Here is a 16,085-nt window from a genome sequence, read left to right as displayed (position 1 = left end):
TTCAGTCCAGGAGGTTGGCAATGGCATCGGAGACCCGTTCGACATCGTCGAGGGTCATGTCCGGGAACAGTGGGATCGAGCATAGACGCGCCGAGTTCCATTCGGTGTGTGGCAGCCGCACATCGGCGAAGCGCTGTCGATAATAGGTATGCAGGTGAGTGGCGATGAAGTGGATGCCGGTGCCGATGTTCTGCTCCTGCAGGCCCTTCATGAAGGCTTCACGGTCCAGGCCGCAGCGTTCGGCGTCGATGCGCAGGATGAACAGGTGCCAGGCGTGCTGCTGCGGGTACTGGGGCAGGTGCAGGGGTTGCACCGGCAGGCCTTCGAGGCGCTCCAGGTAAGCCTTGGCCAGCACTTCGCGCTTGGCGTTGATGTCGTCCAGGCGCTGCAGCTGTACCAGGGCGATGGCGGCGTTGATGTCCGCCAGGTTGTACTTGAATCCGGGCTCGATCACTTGGGCCTGGGGCTTGCGACCGTGGGTCAGGCGATCGTAGGCGTCCACCCCCAGACCGTGGAACTTGAGCATGCGCACCCGGTCGGCCAGGGCTTGGTCGTCGCTGACGAACATCGCACCTTCGGCGCAGGTCATGTTCTTGATGGCATGGAAGGAAAAGATCGCCGTGCCCCGCGCGCCGATGGCGCGGCCGCGATAGGTGGTGCCGGCGGCGTGGGCGGCGTCTTCGATCACCGGGATGCCGTGCTTGTCCGCCAGGGCGTACAGCGGGTCCAGGTCGAAGGCGGCGCCGGCGTAGTGCACCGGGATGATGGCCTTGGTCCGTGGCGTAATGGCCGCCTCGATGGTGGCGGCGTCGCTCATCAGGGTGTCGGGATCGACATCGACGAATACCGGGGTCGCCCCCAGCAGGCAGATCATGTTGGCGGTGGAGACCCAGGTCTGCGACGGAGTGATGACTTCATCCCCCGGACCGATGCCCAGGGCCAGCAGGGTGATGTGCATGGCGCCGGTGGCCGACGACAGGGCCACGGCGTGGCGGGCGCCAACACGGTCGGCGAATTGCTGTTCAAGTTCCTGGTTTTTCGGGCCGGTGGTGATCCAGCCGGAGCGCAGAACCTGCTCCACTGCAGCTATCTCTTCGTCGCCGATACTCGGGCGCGAGAAAGGAAGGAAAGCCTGGTTCATGGTTACCTCGGGTTTAGCTGATGCCGGAAATACGGGGTGATGCGAACGAACGATTGATGGAGCGCGGGGAGGTCATGCAGTCATCAAGGCTCATCCAGTTATTGGGCCGGGGTGGCGATCCATGCGGCGTTTGAGTAAAGAAGGTATTTGTTAAAAGTAAATGCAGATCAAGGTGTTATCTTGACAACCTGATAAAGCACTGCGTTCGGCAGGAGGCTTGTTGGTGGCTGAGATTAAGCGGAAAAATGTGAAACGAATATGAAAAATAGGGCAAAAGTCCGTTTTTCCGCGGGCCAGACAGCTAGTGTTCAGTTTGTTGTCAAGGTTGTAGCGCGACGGGGTGCCGGCAGCCATTTCAAGGGCTTGAAGAAGCACTTTAAAGCGCGCTTGCAGGAGGCTTTGAACGGTGTCTTGAACTTGGCCATGAACGGCGCAGGGAACTGCGCTCCGGCATCGTCTTTGCCTTCGGGGGGAGCATGACTTCGCAGGAACAACCGGCCGTTGCCGACAACGCGCACAAGGCCAACCCGTTGCGCCTGTACCTGGCCCGTCTGGCGCCGTCCAGCCAGTCGACCCTGCGTTACGTGCTGCAGGACGCCGCCGATCGCCTGGGGTATGACGAACTCAACCTTGAGGACATCCCCTGGCACCACCTGCAACCCGAACAGGTCACGGCCCTGGTGGCCACATTGCGCCGTGACGGCTATGCCCCGAATACCTCGTCGCTGTACGTCAATGCCCTGCGCGGGGTGATGAACGAGGCCTGGCGCAGCAGTCTGATCAGCCAGGACCATCTGCTGAAAATGCGCTCGGTCAAGGCCATGGGCGGTACACGCCTGTCCCGGGGGCGCAATCTCAAGCGTGGGCTGATCCAGGACCTGATGGCGGTGTGTGCCGCCGACCCGCGGCCCCAGGGCGTGCGCGACGCGGCCATCATCGCGGTGCTCTATGGCTCGGGCATGCGCAAGTCCGAATCGGTGAACCTGGACCTGGCCCAGGTGGACTTCGTCCAGCGCAGCCTGCAGGTGCTGGCCAAGGGCAACAAACAGCTGATCAAGTACGCCCCGGCCTGGGCCTTCGACAAGCTCCAGGCCTGGCTGGACCTGCGTCGCGCAGACTTGCCGGCGGGCCTTGAGGACGACGCTTTCCTGTTCAACCGGATTCGTCGCGGTGGTCATATCACCCGTGAACGCATCAGCAAGCACGCCATCTACTACATCGCCCGCCAGCGGGGCGCCCAGGTTGGCGTGCGCATCATGCCCCACGACTTTCGCCGTTCGTTCATTACCCGGGTGATCGAGGAACATGACCTGTCGATCGCCCAGAAGCTGGCGCACCACACCAATATCCAGACCACCGCCAGCTACGACATGCGTGATGACAATGAACGACGTCGGGCCATCGACCGCTTCGACCTGTGAGTGTCAGCCGTTCAACAGGTCGGCCGGGAAGGGGACAGATGCCCGGTCAGGTCCCAGGCCTCGAGCATTTTGGCGTACTCAAAGGCGTGGCTTGGGTCACTCTGCAGCCAGTCTTCGAACGCCTGGCGTTCATCCAGGCTGCAATCGGCCTCACGCAGGCGGATGCACCAGTGGGCGGCCTGCATCATCAAGTATTCATCTGCTTCACTGGCAGGACTGTTCATCGTGCGGTCCTTGTTCAAAGTGGCGCCGCTCATGAGGAAGAGGCGCGGCACGTAGAAATCACTTGCAATCTAGAGTGTATAACGAGAAAAAAGCGTCAATTTTTTGCCTGAAATCAGTCATTGGTATCGATGAGTAGGCCTGAGGCAAGGCCTGGATGCTGCTCTATAATCGGCATGTTTCACCTGTGGCAAATGGAATCGACCAGTCAAATGAGGGAGCAATCTTGAGCGCCAAACTGTGCAACAACACCAATGCCGTGACCTTTGTCAGCAAATACAAGGCAGCCTGCCAGCCGATCGCCGATCAACTGGACCTGCCGGTGGAAAACATCCTTGGCCTGGCGGCCCAGGAGAGCCAGTACGGCGCCGGACGCATTGCCCGCGAGCTCAACAACTATTTCTCCTTGCATGCCCCAGCGCCCCTGCAGAGCGGGGCCGAGGCGCCCCAGGGCAACGCCAGCATCAAGGTGGCGAAGTTCGACTCGTTCCAGAAGTGTGCCCAGTCCTTCGCCTTGCGCTATGGCTCGTCGGTGCGAAGCAAGCGCGACCCCATGGAGTTCGCCCAGGCCCTGGTGCGCAGCGGCTACAACAGTGGCGATGCGGCCTCCGGTGGCCGCAACGGATTTGCCGAGTACCTGGCGAAGATCATTGTCGCGGTCAGAGGGCGCATGGCGTGCTGAGAAAAAATCCCCACGCATGGCTGCTGGGCCTGCCCCTGGCCTGCGCGGCACTCGTCGCCTGTGCCGGTACCGTGCTGCAGCCGGATGAGGTCAAGGCCACGGGCCTGACCCGCGAGCAGGCCCAGGAAGTGCTGCTGGTAGCCTTGAAGCATCAGGACTATCAACTGAGCAAACCCGGGGTCTTTGTCGATGGTGACCTGCAGGACGACAGCGGCCAGCCGCCGCATCCGGGCTACTTCGACTTCAGCCTCGGCTACAACGATCCCAAGGCCGGCGCCACTGAGTACTGGGGGCTGTTCTCGGTGAGCACCGCCACCGGCGATGTCTGGGAAATCAACAGCTGCAAGCGTCTGGACGGCAGTGAGTTGCGGGCCTTGCAGGGGCAGATCATGGCCCGTACCGGCAAGACCCTGGCGGACGAAGAACCCCAGCGCCAGGGACTGGGTTGCGAGGATCAACCATAGTCCCGAAACCGGTCTGCATCAGGCCGCAGCGCTTAGGTGCAGGACCGTAAAATAGGCCGCCGTGCCAATCGCCGCGGTGCTGATCAGGCCCAGGCTGTTGCTCAGGGCAATGAGCCCCACCAGCAACAGGGACACCGAGGCTGCCAGGGGCTCGCGGCTCATCTCGCTGAAGGCGATGTACACCGCAAAGTTGATGAACACCGCCACCGGCAGCACCCGCTCCAGGCAACGCTGCAGGCCGGGTTGCAGGCGGATGCTCACGAACGCCGGAATGATCCGTACCAGGCAACTGGTGGCCAGTAGCGCAGCGATGGTGACCCAGGCCGAATCGCTCATAGCTTGGCCCTGGAAAGCAGGACAGTGCTGATCAGCACACTGGGAATCCAGAAGTACAGGGTGCCCAGGAGCATGATCAATACCAGGGTCACCGCGACACAGAGCGCCACCATCGACAAGACGGCCAGACGACGTTCGTGCGCAAGGCTCAAGCGGCTGCGCAACTGCGCCAGCGACAGGTACATCAGCACCACGCTGGCCGGGTAACCCAGGTTGACCTCGGTGCCGATCCACTGCAGCGGCAGCCATTTGCCCAGCCATGCCCCCAGCACCCCGGCCAGTGCCCAGGTCAGGAAGATCGTTGCGCGTATCACCAGCACCGTGACCGGATTGTCCCGTTCGTGCTCGGTGGCGTAGGCCTCGTCCCCCAGCATATGGGCCGCCCCGGCCTTTTGCAGGAACCCCCGGGGCAACCGTGTGCTGGAGGTGAAGGCAATGGGCAGGTAACGGCTGTTGATCGAAGCCGAGACCAGCAGCAGGGTGAAGAACCCGGCTCCCGACTGGGCCAGGGGCAGGGCGGCGAACTGACCGCTGCCGGTGAATCCCAGCAGCCCCACCAGTGCCACCTCCAGCAGTGACCAGTCGGCGCGACCTGCCAGCAGGCCGAACAGCATGCTCACCGGGACAATGGCCAACGCGGCCGGGGCCACCCTGCGCAGAGCACCTGACGTGCTTTGTGTGAACGGCATCTGTTGCTCGACCTGCATAGGTTTGCTCGCCTTTTGCTCATTACCGAGGCAAAGACCCGGAGCGGCGCCCCAGTCATTGGTCGATGGAGTCTAGGAAAGGCAGCGGGACAGCGTCTTGTACGATTGTGCGAGTTTGCCGGGGCTCAGAAGCGGTAGCCGACGTTGACCATCACTGCGGCAGCGCCCAGCACCACCAGCTCGGTGCCCACCGGCCCGTAGTGCACGCCCACCGCCGGAATCAGCACCGGTGCCACGCCAAAGTGGTTCAACGGGATCTTGTCCTTGTAGTCGCCCTTGTAACCCTGGATCAGCCCGCCGCTGAGCTTGGCGTAGACCGGCCAGTCGGCGTGTTCCCAGGCCTTGCCCACGTAGGCGTAGTAGGAGCGTTGGGAGAAGGAGTTGCGAAAGGTGCTCACGCCCCACAATTGACCGTCGGCGTAGTTGCGCTCCAGGCCGATCAGATCCTGGTGGTTGTTGTGGTCGGGATCGTTGCTCCAGTGGTTGGTATAGACGCTGCTCTGCACGTACCAGTAGTCCTGTTGCGCGGCGGCTTGCAGCGTCTGGCTGGCGGCGGCCAGCAGCAGGGCCAGGCCCGCGGCTTGGGTTCGAAGCATTGCTTTCATCAGGGTTCCCTGCCATCGCGGCAGTCGTGCCCCCTCGGAAATCAAGGGGGGGGAAAGGGGGCAGACGCTAACATCCGGCTATTCAGCGAATCAATGATTGAACTGTTGCTTGATCTATATCGGCTTCGATGCGCTGGATCAGGTAGGGGAAGAACGGGTTGGCGGTCAGGCGCATCAGCTCCTCCATGGGCACCACCAGCACGCCGCGTTCACCGCGGGCGGCGATGGTGCCCAGGTGCACGCCGAAGTCTTCTCCGGGAGCGGGCTGGGTCCCGTACAAGCCGTCGTCCACAGGGAACGGCAAGGCCACGTGGGACAAGGAAAACACCCCCGCCGGATAGGCCAGGTCCAGGGGCCGTCGCTGGCTGTCCAGGCTCAGGGCGGGGGTGCTGACTTCGGCCAGGGTCGCGCCGCCGCTGCCTTCATTGGTCAGCACCCGGGTGCTGTAGTTGCGCGGCGGTGCCGGCAGCAGGCTGGCCAGGGAGGTGAGGCTGGCGGGGTCCAGCAGGCCTTCGAAGTCCCGGTCCCGGTTGAGGTCGAAAATCACCAGTTCACTGCCGTTGGCCGGCAGTTGCCGGTACAGGCCGGTGACCAGGGCAGGGGTACTGACCGTGGCATCGGTCAATGACTGGAAGCTGAGGATCGGCGGCAACCGGTTCAGGCGCGGGTCGCCCACCAGGGCCAGCAACTGGCTTTGCAGGGCATCGGTCAGCAGCCACGACTGGCGCGCGGCATTGACCGGAAACGAGTTGTACTTGAACGGGTTGTACTCAGGGCGCAGGTTCAGCCAGGCCGCCTTGCTGAAGGCCGGAAACACCGCCGGCCAGCCGGCCACACCGGCAAAGCGCGCCGACGGGGCCACGCCGATCATCGGCGAAATCAGCACCAGGCGCTGGGCCTGGGGCAACTGCGGATTGTCCAGGGCGTCCAGGGCGTACTTGACCGCCAGGGCACCACCGTTGGAGTAACCGACCACATGCAAGGGTGCCGGCGCCGGGACTTCGGCCCGCGCGGCACGCAGGGCCAGGCGGGTGGCGGCCAGCCAGTCCTGCCAGTGGGCGTCGGTCAGGCCGGCCGGCACGGTGCCGTGGCCGGGCAGGCGCAGGCCGATGGCCAGGTAACCGTGCTCGACGTAGCGCCGGGCAACGTGGCGCAAGCTGTAGGGCGAGTCGGTCAAGCCATGCAGCAGCACCACCACGCCCCGTGGTGTGCCTGAGGGCCGCAGCAGGTAGGAGCGGTTCCAGTCAGTGGCAAAGCGGGGCGGGTAGACCCGGCTGTCCACACGATAACGGTTGAAGGGCGGGACCTGGGTCGGGTCCAGGCGGTCGCTGACTTCACGCCGGACTTCGGCAAACAAACGCTCCTCGGCCTGCAGCCAGGCCGCCCAATCGGCGCTATCGATCTGTTCGATGCTCAGTTCATGGGGCACCCGCAGGTGCCAGGGTTGCAGCGCCGGACCCCGCTCGCTGTCGTAGGCACGCCAGGCCAGCAGGGTGAGTGCGGCAACGCCGAGGATCAGCGCGCCACCCTTGAGCAGGCGCGACAGGGGCGGGGCAATCACGGGCAGGGACTCGGTTGGAGGGCGCTGATGCGATAAACGCAGCGTCGACCGCCAGTGATCAGGTGCTCCACGCGCCGCACCTGCCCAAGGTCGCCAATGGCGGCCTGGAACACTTGCAGTTCGGAGCGGCAGAAGCCCTGGCACTGCTGGGCCGCGACACAGATCGGACAGTGGCTCTCGATCAACAGCCAGCCCTCGCCGTCGGCCTCGACACTGGCCATGTAGCCGGCGACTTCACGGATCTGCGCCAGGGCCCGGACCCGTTCTTCCAGGGTCGGTAGCGGCGCGCAGACGTCGAGGTACTGCGCGGTGTTGACCCGCTCCATGTCAGTGACGATGCGTTCCACGCCGTCGGCCCCATAGACCGCGCGAATCGAATCGATCAGTTGCAGGGTCAGGTGGGCATGGGTGTCGGGAAAACGGGCCTGGGCCTGCTCGGTCAACACCCATTTCTGCGACGGCCGCCCAGCGCCCTGGGCCGGCATCATCTGCCCGGCGATCAGTTCAGCGTCCAGCAGTTTCTGTAGCTGCTGGCGGGTGGCTTCCAGGGACACCTTGAGCAGCGGGGCCAGGTCGGCGGTTTTCAAGGGGCCGCGGGTTTTCAGCAGAAACAGAATTCGCTCGGCGGTGGCGCCGGGGTTCTTCTTCTCGGCAGGGGAGGATATCGAGGACATGCTGGGCCATTAACCAATGCGCAAGTGGGGTATCGAGAGCGTGCAGGACGCGGCTTACTGCGCAAGCATAACAGGCTCCGGCCAAGGGGCCCGGCGATTGTCGCGCTTTGAACGGCGGATTGGGCAAGAGAGCGAGACAATGAAAAAATAATTATCAAAGTAATTGCTTGTGTAATACAGTGCAGCTTTATCGAACACCCTAAGGGAGCAAGGCATGGCTTCGACAAGCGGATGGTCAGCACTGTTACTGGGCAAGAACGGACTGCGCTCGGCAGCCCTGGCCGGTGGCGTGGCGCTGCATGCAATCAATGTGTACCTGGTCACCACGCTGTTGCCTTCGGTGGTCAAGGATATCGGCGGCCTGGACTACTACGCCTGGAATACCACCTTGTTCGTGGTGGCCTCGATCATAGGTTCGGTGCTGTCCACCCGGGCTCTGGGGATACTGGGGCCGAAGCTCGCCTATGCCCTGGCCGGCCTGGTGTTCATGCTCGGTTGCGGCCTGTGTGCCCTGGCCCCGGACATGGGCTGGCTGATCATCGGGCGCAGTGTCCAGGGCCTGGGCGGAGGGCTGCTGTTCGCCTTGCCCTACGCGATGATCCGCCTGGTGTTCGATGAGCCGCTGTGGCCCCGGGCGATGGCGCTGATTTCCGCCATGTGGGGCGCGGCCACCCTGATCGGCCCTGCCGTGGGCGGGGTCTTCGCCGAACACGGAGCCTGGCGTGCGGCGTTCTGGGTGCTGCTGCCCTGCACCTTGCTGTTCATGCTGCTGGCGATCGCCCTGTTACCGGGCAAAAGCCGCGAAACGGCGCCGCGCAGTCCTATTCCCGGGCTGCAACTGGTGTTGCTGACCGCAGTGGTGCTGGCGATCTCCATCGGCAGCATCACACCTTCGCCCGGGTACAACGTCCTGGGGCTGGGCGTCGGTCTGGGCCTGTTGCTGCTGGTGGTGGTGCTGGAGAACCGTTCCGGCAAACGTCTCTTGCCCCGCGACAGCCTGAAGTCCGGCAGCCCCTTGCTGGCGCTGTACCTCTCCATGGCGCTGCTGGTGGTGGGCATGACCAGCGAGGTCTTTGTGCCGCTGTTCCTGCAAGAGCTGCATCAGCAGACGCCCTTGCTGGCGGGTTACATCGCCGCGCTGATGGCGGCCGGCTGGACCCTGGGGGCGATCTTCAGCTCCGGCCTGAGCCCCCGGGGCGCGGCCCGGGCCATCGCCAGCGGGCCGTTTCTGGTGGTGGCCGGCCTGCTCCTGGCCTGTCTGTTCATGCCTGCCACGGCCACGCCGCTGCTGAGCCTGGGGGCGGTGTGCCTGGCCATGTTGCTGGTGGGCACAGGGATCGGCCTGGCGTGGCCCCATCTGTTGTCCCGAGTCCTGGAAAACGCGGCCGATGACCAGAAGGAACTGGCGGGCGCTTCGATCACCACGGTGCAACTGGTGGCCACGGCCCTGGGCGCGGCGCTGGCGGGGATGATTGTCAACCTGGCCGGACTCAGCTCCAGCGCCGGTGTTGCCGGTGCAGCCCAGGCCGCGGCCTGGCTGTTCGGTCTCTACGCCGGGGTATCGGCCCTGTTGTTTATCAGCATGCGTCAGGTCCGGCGCCACCATACCCGGGCGCTGGCCGAGGCCTGAGGCCTGCCTGACTCATCACACTTCAAGGACATACAGATGAACAGCCTCAATACCGCTTGCCAGGAACAGGGCTTCCTTTTCGATCCGGGAGTCGCCCCATTGTTCGCGCACCTGGACCTTCGCCTGCTGGGGGGGCGCGCCATCGGCATTGCCGACAATCAGTTCACCGATCTGCTCAGCGTCCTCGGCGGCCCCGGTTGCGGGGTGTGCAATGGCAACCTCCGGGACCTGCGCCGGGAGAACCTGCGCCAGTTCAGTTATCGCCTGGACGGTTCGGGCGAACTCAGCAGCGCAACGCCGGCGCTGCGGGAACTGCCCCGGCAGTTGCATCAGCGACTGGCGCCCGGCGCAGGTGTTGCGCCGCTGGAGCTTGGCTTGCAACCCTGGCGCCTGGGGCCCCACAGCCCCTATGGATTCCTGCCCCTAGGCCAGACCCACAGACGATCCAATATCTCCCTGGATTCCATCGACAATCCGGCCACCGTGCTGACCCTGTCCCATTGGCCGGCCAACAAGACCCCCAGCGCCTACAAGGCCAACCTGTCCACCACCAGCGCCCTGATCTTTCTCCAACAAGGGCTGAGGGTGGAACAGGCGCAGGTGATCACCAGCGATCATTTCGATCTTGACGGGCTAGCCTCGGTCTACGCCTTCCTGGCCCCCGAGCAGGCCCTGCGGCACCGTCAATTGCTGATCGATATCGCACGACTCGGCGACTTCACCCGGGGCACTTCGCCCCAGGCCCTGCACTGCGCCTTTACCCTGCATGCCCTGGCCGCCCGGGTGCGCAGCGACAGCCAGGGTGGCAACGACCGGCAACTCATGGCGCGTTTCACCGCACTGCTGCCGCAACTGGCCGATGTGCTGGATAACACCCGGCGTTACGCCGAACTGTACGACCCGGCCATGCAGGAGCTGCAGCGCAGCACGGCGCTGGTGGAGCATGCCGCCACACGGATCGAAGAGTACCCGGGCATCGATCTGGCGATCTTTCGCCTGCCTGACGGCGCATGGCAGGGCGAGGGCGAGTACTTCGGCCTGTCGCCGGTGGCGTTGCACAATCGCACCCGCTGTGCGGTGCTGGCCATCGTCAATCAGGGGCGTATCGAAATCCGCCAGCGTTATGAAAGCTGGGTCGAGCGCAGCAGCGGCATTCCCCGGGCCCGTCGGGACCTGGCGATCTTCGCCCGGGCCTTGCAGGAAACGGAGCGCACTCCTGGGCAGTGGCACTACGACGGGGTGCAGGCAATCATGCCGGGCCTGAGGTTTGTCGCCGACCGGCCCAGCAGCCATTCCAGCGACAAGCTGCTGGCCGAACTGCGTCAGTTCCTCGGCCAGGCCCCGGTGGCCTGGGATGCCAACGGCCAGGCCACATAACGCCGTACCGCCAACTTCGCTTTGCCTGGCGCCCTTGTGCTGTAATCCGCGGCCACCAAACAGCACAAGGAAGCCTGTGGATGCACGAATCCGCACGTCACATCGTCGATCTGTACCAGCGTCATGCCCAGGCTTGGGACCGGGCGCGCCGGGCCAACACCCAGGCATTTCACAGTGAACAAGCCTGGTTCGAACGCTTTCGCCAGGTCATGGGGGCTGGCCGGCAGGTACTGGACCTGGGGTGTGGCGGTGGCGAGCCGGTAGCGCGCTATCTGGTGGAACATGGATACGCGGTCACGGGCGTCGACAGCAGCGCCGCCTTGCTGGATCAGTGTTGCCGGCGCTTTCCCGAGCAGCAGTGGATCAACGCCGACATGCGCGGTCTGGCCCTGGATCAGGACTTTGCCGGCATTCTGGCGTGGAACAGCCTGTTCCACCTGAGCCCGGACGATCAGCGCGCCATGTTCGCCGTGTTCGAACGCCATGCCGGCCCAGGCTGCGCCCTGATGTTCACCAGCGGACCTGCAGCAGGGGAGGCCATCGGCGAGTTCGAAAGCGAGGCCCTGTACCACGCGAGCCTGGACCCGGGGGAATACTGCACCTTGCTCGATACCCACGGTTTCGAGGTGGTGCAGCAGGTCAGTGAAGACCCGGAGTGCTGCGGGCTGACGGTGTGGTTGGCGCGGGGGATTTACTGAGGCTCAAAGCGCCTTGAGGTTTTTGGCGATATCCAGCAGGCAGATGCCCAGAGCACGTTTTTCAACGTCATGCGGGGCGAAACCTAGGATGAACAACGGACGTATCATCAGCTTTTCAAGGACAACATCACTTTCCTCCAGGATCTGGATGCGCTGGAGCATGTCGTTCATTTCGGCGCGATGCCATTGATAACGCTCTTGCAGGCGAAAGAATTCGGCGAAATTCTGCCAGGCGCCATCGCCGGTGACACTCAGTCCGAGCTCTTCATCAGTGAGTCCGTGTATTCCCAGTGCGGAGCCCTCCACCTTGAAACTCATCCTGAGAGCGGAATCGTCGAATGGGTGCGGAATCGTCTGCTTGGGGTCCTTGGCGCCCTTGATCGTCGTGGAGTTGCAGCGGTCACAACAGGGGATGAGGTTGTACAGCGAAACGGCCAGGTACGGGTAGATCGATTGAGGCAGGAAATGATCCAGAGGTGGGCGCAGCTCCAGCTCCCCTGAGTTCTTTGCCCGTTGTTCGTGGTAGTTCACATGGTTCATATGGCAATAAGGGCAGATACGGAGAGAGTGCTGAGCTACCAGCTTGTAGGCATTCCATCCGTCATCCTTATCGTCGAATTTCGCGTAGTTGAATAGTTCATTGAGCTTCTTAATCAGAAGCTCCATTTGCGGATGATCTTTCCTTTTCTTGCCTCGAGGACGCTTTACTAAATACTTCAATAGATCTGGCGCATCGTCTTCGACTTGATCAATCACACTCCGGAGTTCCTGCACGCCGCCGACGAGAATATCCCGGCGCCTGTCTTTCAACCTTTCGCGCAATTTAGTGGCACAGGCCGGGTAGTCGTCGAGTTCCGTCCAGTGATTGAGTACCTCGTCGAAACGTTTTCCCAGGGTTTTCAAGTGCAGCTCTTCGACCTCGCGAGAGAGGGCCTTAAACTTGAGCATCTGATTTCATCCCCAGCACCAACAGTTGATCCATGACGTGGGATTGCAGCGTTTCACTGGCCAGGGTTTTGGTGATACTCAAGGCCCTGTTCATTTGCTGGGAGTCGAGCCTGCCCCGGTTGAGGAGCCTGGACAACTCGCTCAGTCGCTGGGCGTTGCAGGAACCGGTGAAACTGTCGACCTTAAACACCTTCGTCAGGGTCTGCTTGGCGGTGTACCCGAACGCATTGTCCAATCGCTTGCAGTCCAGGTCGAAGAGGCGATTGGCGGGGGTGTCCGCTACAACAAGCAACGAGTGGGTTGAAATGAACAGGTGGGTGCGTTTGGCAACGCTTGCGAACTGCTGAATGAATTCCAGCAAATCGTGAACGTAAAGGCTCTGCCATTTGGGGTGCATGAACAACTCGGCTTCATCCAGGCATAACACCAGGCTGCTGGCTTCAGACTGGAGCTCGAACTCACCGATGGCCTTGGCCACCGAACAGTAGAGGGACATCATGCTGGCCTGGCCGCAGCTCAGTGCTTCAAAGGAGAGCTCCAGCAGACCGAGTGCCGCGACTTCAGAAAGCAGGCCTTCATGCCGGCGGATCTGCCGACCGATCTGTCGATTCAGGTATGACAGGCTTGCTCTGCGGTTCCATTGGCGAAGACCGTCAAAGAGTTTCGCGACCACCTCCAGGGCCTGTTGTGCCTCGAATAACAGTTCCATCAGCAATGGGTCGTTCGAAAGCAGGTTGAGCTGCTCGAGGTTGGATGTCAGGTGATCATCCAACCAAGGCTGGTTTTCTCGGATCATCGTTACCAACGCATCTATCAACTCATGACGTTGATGTTCATAAAACCTGTCGGCAGCCCTCAACAGGGTAAAGGACAAGATGAACTTGGTTGCGAGCGAAGCGCTTCGATCCAACTCTTTCATATAGGACTTGAGTTCTGGCTGCAGATCGCTGTACGTCCGAGTACCGCGCCTGCCGTAGGTCCTGAGCGCTTCTACCAGAGAGATCGGCTTGACCGTTATGTTGACCTGGGTCTTGGAAACAAAATCGGCTCGCCCCTTGAGGTAGGGATAGGCACTGAATGCTGCGATCGGGTCCGATTGCCTGGCCTGCCACGCTTGGGTGCTGAGGTTCTTGACTCCCCGCGCCTTCAAACGATTCAGTCTGGCTCTTTCAAAAGGAGAGGTCGTATAGAAGGCCGTGAAAAAGTCAGGCATCGCGGATCTGTTGAGCTCTTTCATCACCTCACCAGCTTGCAGTTCGACGCCTTGAAGCGAGGTGCCTTTTGCCAGGTGCAGGCCAGTCCGGTCCTCCCAAAGCACACTGATGTTCGAGTCGTTACTCCAGTTGACCAGGCCCTCGCACAACTCAAGCAGCATCGCGGTTTTGCCACTGCCATTTTCGCCGTAAAGCGTGGTGAATGACGCAACGCTCAATTCGGCAGAGACTGCCGGCGTCGACCGCCGTGCAATCTGCAGGCAGTAAGAAGGCTGGTCGGTGATCGGAGATGTTTTTTCAAAAGCCACTTCATAGTCGTCGGTGAGCGGCAACACCACCGGTTGCCCTGGCTTATCGGCGAAAAAAAGCACATGAATCACTGTGCGGTCTGGCGACATATCGAATCCTTGATGGTGCTTGCCCAGGTTGTGGCGTGCTCGATGATCGATCGGGTCAACACGGGGAAATGGCTTTTAGCCATGTTTTTTGGCGAGTGGCGCGTAGAGTGGCATACGGATCGGCGTGGGGAAATAGCTCCGCGCGGTTGAGATCCAGGCAAAAAAAAGCCGCGCTTGCTGTCTCTGGCGCGGCTTGTTTATGGCCCGGGGGCCTGTGTTTCAGCTCACTTTAGTGCTTCATCATGCTGTGATCCGGCGCATTCAGCGCTCGGGCTTGGGCTTGGACCTTGATCGACTCCTTCTCGCCCTGGGCGTTTTCCACGATCAGGGTCAGAGGCACGGTGTCGCCGGCCTTGATCTGGCCGGTGAGCTCCATGAGCATCACGTGATAGCCGTGGCTGTCCAGGCTGACCTTCTTCCCGGCCGGCAGGGCCAAGGCGTCCACTGGCTGCATGCTCATCACGTCGTTGTGCATGCTCGACTGATGGATCTGCACGTTCTTGGCCACGGGCGACTGCACTTCAACCAGCTTGCTGTCGCTGCTGGCGGTGAGGTCCATGAAGGCGCCGCTGGCGTGCTGGCCAGGGACGGTGGCGCGGACCCAGGCGTTGTCCACTTGGGTCGCGGCGCTGGCGGTGCCGGCCAGGCCCAGCAGGGAGAGCATCAGCAGGGCGGATTTGATCCGGGATGGGCGACGTTGCGAGTTCATTAACAGACCTCCATGACGGTGAGCAGATCTTCCGCGCACTCTTGGGCGTTGAGGGACTGGGACAGACCCAGGCGCAAGGTGCCCCGGGAGTCGTAGACGAAACTGGTGGCGGTGTGGGACAGGGTGTAGGTCGAGCCGCTGGGGATCTTTTCGTAGAACACGCCAAATTCCTTGGCGGTGGCCGCAGTCTCTTCCAGGGTGCCGTACAGCGCTTCGAAGCTCGGGTCGAAGGCCTTGACGTAGGCGTCCAGCACCTCGGGCGTGTCGCGCTCGGGGTCCAGGGTGATGAACACCACTTTCAGGCGGTCGCCGTCGCGGCCCATGAGTTTCTTGGCCTGGGCGGCGCGGGCCAGGGTGGTGGGGCAGACCGCCGGGCACTGGGTGAAGCCGAAGAAGATCATCGGCATCAGGCCACGGTAGCTGGACAGCGACTTGGTTTCGCCCTGGGAATCGGTGAGTTTGAAGGTGCGGCCGAGAATCTGATTGCTCAGGTCCTTGCCATATTTGAAGGACAGTCGGGGACTGTTGTCGCAACCGGCGAGCAGGCCCAGGCCGAGCACCCCGGCGCTGGTAAGCAGGGTGCGGCGAGTCAGCAAAACACTCATGAAATAACGCCCTTTGAACAGCCAGACAGGCAAAAACCCGCGCATGGTAGCAAACAGACGAAAGCAGCGGCGGGCTAATTAGACCAATGCCTGCGGCCATCGGTCGCAGTCTGGGTGGTGGATTGAGCCGGACTCACGGCCAAGTGTCGAGCGCTGCCCGGAGGCGGGTCCTGCGGTTGCAACCATGCCCCGGACGATCAACCTCTGGGCCTTGGGTGATATGCGCCTTCAATCTTCCAGCGCCGCGATCTGCACCAGCGCCCGCACGGCAGCGCGGGTGGCCAGGGTCAGGGGCTTGGGCAACCGGTCCAGCTCGAACCAGGCGATGTCGCTGTGCTTGTGCGGCTCGTTGTTACGCGGCTCCATGGCCGGGGCGGAGGCCAGGTACACCGGGCAAACCCAATGTTCCTGCCGTTCGGCGTCGATCTGGTCTGCCACGCATAACAGGCTGACGCCTTGCAGGGTCAGTCCGAGCGCTTCGAGGATTTCACGGCGCATGGCCTGCTCCACCGGCTCCAGCCAATCGACCTTGCCTCCGGGCAAGCCCCAGCAACCGGCCTCGGGGTCCCGCAGGCGCTTGACCAGCAGTAACTGGCCATCGCGGACGATAGCGGCGCCGCATCCCAGGCGAGGCTGTTGTGGCATGGCTGTACTCCTGTGCGTTGGGGAGAAGGGCAAGCCCCGTGGTCCTGC

The 16,085-nt window shown here is 62.5% G+C and carries 18 protein-coding genes; 6 read left to right on the top strand and 12 right to left on the bottom strand.

The features are described 5' to 3' along the window. Window position 1 precedes the first annotated feature (1 nt). On the bottom strand, window positions 2-1,141 hold the full coding sequence (gene arnB / locus Q8O96_RS23245) for a UDP-4-amino-4-deoxy-L-arabinose aminotransferase (protein WP_102864991.1): 1,140 nt from the start codon (window positions 1,139-1,141) through the stop codon (window positions 2-4). A 476-nt stretch (window positions 1,142-1,617) separates the two neighbouring features. Between arnB and xerC the strand changes: the two genes are divergently transcribed. Further along, window positions 1,618-2,562 carry a tyrosine recombinase XerC gene (gene xerC, locus Q8O96_RS23240; protein WP_102864992.1) on the top strand — a complete coding sequence of 315 codons (945 nt, stop codon included), beginning with the start codon at window positions 1,618-1,620 and terminating at the stop codon, window positions 2,560-2,562. Window positions 2,563-2,573: 11 nt separating this feature from the next. Here the strand turns inward: xerC and Q8O96_RS23235 are convergent, their stop codons facing one another. Further along, a complete protein-coding gene (locus tag Q8O96_RS23235) occupies window positions 2,574-2,786 on the bottom strand; it encodes a DUF4880 domain-containing protein (protein WP_102864993.1) in 213 nt (70 codons plus the stop codon). Between the two features lie 224 nt (window positions 2,787-3,010). Here Q8O96_RS23235 and Q8O96_RS23230 point away from each other — a divergent pair, with 224 nt between their 5' ends. Further along, on the top strand, window positions 3,011-3,466 hold the full coding sequence (locus tag Q8O96_RS23230) for a glucosaminidase domain-containing protein (RefSeq protein ID WP_240322003.1): 456 nt from the start codon (window positions 3,011-3,013) through the stop codon (window positions 3,464-3,466). Continuing rightward, window positions 3,460-3,930, top strand: a complete 471-nt coding sequence (locus Q8O96_RS23225; RefSeq protein ID WP_207165843.1) for a hypothetical protein — start codon at window positions 3,460-3,462, stop codon at window positions 3,928-3,930. The genes Q8O96_RS23230 and Q8O96_RS23225 overlap by 7 nt, the downstream gene beginning before the upstream one ends. Window positions 3,931-3,948: 18 nt before the next feature. Here Q8O96_RS23225 and Q8O96_RS23220 read toward each other — a convergent pair whose 3' ends face one another. The 5 genes from Q8O96_RS23220 to Q8O96_RS23200 form a co-directional block, all read right to left on the bottom strand. Then, complete coding sequence (locus tag Q8O96_RS23220; protein ID WP_102864996.1) at window positions 3,949-4,266, bottom strand: hypothetical protein; 318 nt, start codon at window positions 4,264-4,266, stop codon at window positions 3,949-3,951. Beyond that, the gene (locus Q8O96_RS23215) at window positions 4,263-4,955 is read right to left on the bottom strand and encodes an AzlC family ABC transporter permease (RefSeq protein WP_305949488.1); all 693 of its coding nucleotides are present in this window, start codon (window positions 4,953-4,955) and stop codon (window positions 4,263-4,265) included. The genes Q8O96_RS23220 and Q8O96_RS23215 overlap by 4 nt, the downstream gene beginning before the upstream one ends. Before the next feature lie 143 nt (window positions 4,956-5,098). Then, complete coding sequence (locus Q8O96_RS23210; protein ID WP_102865240.1) at window positions 5,099-5,569, bottom strand: sn-glycerol-3-phosphate transporter; 471 nt, start codon at window positions 5,567-5,569, stop codon at window positions 5,099-5,101. A 91-nt stretch (window positions 5,570-5,660) separates the two neighbouring features. Then, complete coding sequence (locus tag Q8O96_RS23205) at window positions 5,661-7,145, bottom strand: alpha/beta hydrolase (protein WP_371826201.1); 1,485 nt, start codon at window positions 7,143-7,145, stop codon at window positions 5,661-5,663. Then, window positions 7,136-7,813, bottom strand: coding sequence for a metalloregulator ArsR/SmtB family transcription factor (locus Q8O96_RS23200; RefSeq protein ID WP_305949486.1), 678 nt, complete (start codon window positions 7,811-7,813; stop codon window positions 7,136-7,138). Before Q8O96_RS23200 ends, Q8O96_RS23205 begins: the two co-directional genes overlap by 10 nt. A gap of 214 nt (window positions 7,814-8,027) precedes the next feature. Between Q8O96_RS23200 and Q8O96_RS23195 the strand changes: the two genes are divergently transcribed. The 3 genes from Q8O96_RS23195 (at window position 8,028) to Q8O96_RS23185 (ending at window position 11,518) form a co-directional block, all read left to right on the top strand. Continuing rightward, complete coding sequence (locus Q8O96_RS23195) at window positions 8,028-9,443, top strand: MFS transporter (RefSeq protein WP_305949485.1); 1,416 nt, start codon at window positions 8,028-8,030, stop codon at window positions 9,441-9,443. 36 nt (window positions 9,444-9,479) lie between these two features. Continuing rightward, window positions 9,480-10,820, top strand: coding sequence for a DUF6687 family protein (locus Q8O96_RS23190; protein WP_305949484.1), 1,341 nt, complete (start codon window positions 9,480-9,482; stop codon window positions 10,818-10,820). Between the two features lie 80 nt (window positions 10,821-10,900). After that, window positions 10,901-11,518 carry a trans-aconitate 2-methyltransferase gene (locus tag Q8O96_RS23185; protein WP_305949483.1) on the top strand — a complete coding sequence of 206 codons (618 nt, stop codon included), beginning with the start codon at window positions 10,901-10,903 and terminating at the stop codon, window positions 11,516-11,518. Window positions 11,519-11,521: 3 nt separating this feature from the next. Here Q8O96_RS23185 and Q8O96_RS23180 read toward each other — a convergent pair whose 3' ends face one another. The 5 genes from Q8O96_RS23180 to Q8O96_RS23160 form a co-directional block, all read right to left on the bottom strand. Next, the gene (locus Q8O96_RS23180; protein ID WP_305949482.1) at window positions 11,522-12,466 is read right to left on the bottom strand and encodes a hypothetical protein; all 945 of its coding nucleotides are present in this window, start codon (window positions 12,464-12,466) and stop codon (window positions 11,522-11,524) included. Further along, window positions 12,453-14,078, bottom strand: a complete 1,626-nt coding sequence (locus Q8O96_RS23175) for an AAA family ATPase (RefSeq protein ID WP_207816469.1) — start codon at window positions 14,076-14,078, stop codon at window positions 12,453-12,455. The genes Q8O96_RS23180 and Q8O96_RS23175 overlap by 14 nt, the downstream gene beginning before the upstream one ends. 229 nt (window positions 14,079-14,307) lie before the next feature. Continuing rightward, window positions 14,308-14,787 carry a copper chaperone PCu(A)C gene (locus tag Q8O96_RS23170; protein WP_207816470.1) on the bottom strand — a complete coding sequence of 160 codons (480 nt, stop codon included), beginning with the start codon at window positions 14,785-14,787 and terminating at the stop codon, window positions 14,308-14,310. Next, the gene (locus Q8O96_RS23165) at window positions 14,787-15,392 is read right to left on the bottom strand and encodes an SCO family protein (RefSeq protein ID WP_102880055.1); all 606 of its coding nucleotides are present in this window, start codon (window positions 15,390-15,392) and stop codon (window positions 14,787-14,789) included. The genes Q8O96_RS23170 and Q8O96_RS23165 overlap by 1 nt, the downstream gene beginning before the upstream one ends. A 228-nt stretch (window positions 15,393-15,620) precedes the next feature. Further along, the gene (locus tag Q8O96_RS23160) at window positions 15,621-16,037 is read right to left on the bottom strand and encodes an NUDIX domain-containing protein (RefSeq protein WP_102865003.1); all 417 of its coding nucleotides are present in this window, start codon (window positions 16,035-16,037) and stop codon (window positions 15,621-15,623) included. Window positions 16,038-16,085 lie beyond the last annotated feature (48 nt).

Origin of the sequence: Pseudomonas sp. LPH60, from assembly GCF_030718165.1 — a bacterium.
Taxonomy (GTDB): domain Bacteria; phylum Pseudomonadota; class Gammaproteobacteria; order Pseudomonadales; family Pseudomonadaceae; genus Aquipseudomonas; species Aquipseudomonas danubii.
This window is presented reverse-complemented; position numbering and strand designations above follow the sequence as displayed.

Bases quoted from the DNA above. Each gene is read 5' to 3' on its own strand.
- arnB (WP_102864991.1), bottom strand. From the start codon at position 1,141: ATGAACCAGGCTTTCCTTCCTTTCTCGCGCCCGAGTATCGGCGACGAA.
- xerC (WP_102864992.1), top strand. From the start codon at position 1,618: ATGACTTCGCAGGAACAACCGGCCGTTGCCGACAACGCGCACAAGGCC.
- Q8O96_RS23235 (WP_102864993.1), bottom strand. From the start codon at position 2,786: ATGAACAGTCCTGCCAGTGAAGCAGATGAATACTTGATGATGCAGGCC.
- Q8O96_RS23220 (WP_102864996.1), bottom strand. From the start codon at position 4,266: ATGAGCGATTCGGCCTGGGTCACCATCGCTGCGCTACTGGCCACCAGT.
- Q8O96_RS23215 (WP_305949488.1), bottom strand. From the start codon at position 4,955: ATGCCGTTCACACAAAGCACGTCAGGTGCTCTGCGCAGGGTGGCCCCG.
- Q8O96_RS23210 (WP_102865240.1), bottom strand. From the start codon at position 5,569: ATGCTTCGAACCCAAGCCGCGGGCCTGGCCCTGCTGCTGGCCGCCGCC.
- Q8O96_RS23200 (WP_305949486.1), bottom strand. From the start codon at position 7,813: ATGTCCTCGATATCCTCCCCTGCCGAGAAGAAGAACCCCGGCGCCACC.
- Q8O96_RS23195 (WP_305949485.1), top strand. From the start codon at position 8,028: ATGGCTTCGACAAGCGGATGGTCAGCACTGTTACTGGGCAAGAACGGA.
- Q8O96_RS23190 (WP_305949484.1), top strand. From the start codon at position 9,480: ATGAACAGCCTCAATACCGCTTGCCAGGAACAGGGCTTCCTTTTCGAT.
- Q8O96_RS23185 (WP_305949483.1), top strand. From the start codon at position 10,901: ATGCACGAATCCGCACGTCACATCGTCGATCTGTACCAGCGTCATGCC.
- Q8O96_RS23180 (WP_305949482.1), bottom strand. From the start codon at position 12,466: ATGCTCAAGTTTAAGGCCCTCTCTCGCGAGGTCGAAGAGCTGCACTTG.
- Q8O96_RS23175 (WP_207816469.1), bottom strand. From the start codon at position 14,078: ATGTCGCCAGACCGCACAGTGATTCATGTGCTTTTTTTCGCCGATAAG.
- Q8O96_RS23170 (WP_207816470.1), bottom strand. From the start codon at position 14,787: ATGAACTCGCAACGTCGCCCATCCCGGATCAAATCCGCCCTGCTGATG.
- Q8O96_RS23165 (WP_102880055.1), bottom strand. From the start codon at position 15,392: ATGAGTGTTTTGCTGACTCGCCGCACCCTGCTTACCAGCGCCGGGGTG.
- Q8O96_RS23160 (WP_102865003.1), bottom strand. From the start codon at position 16,037: ATGCCACAACAGCCTCGCCTGGGATGCGGCGCCGCTATCGTCCGCGAT.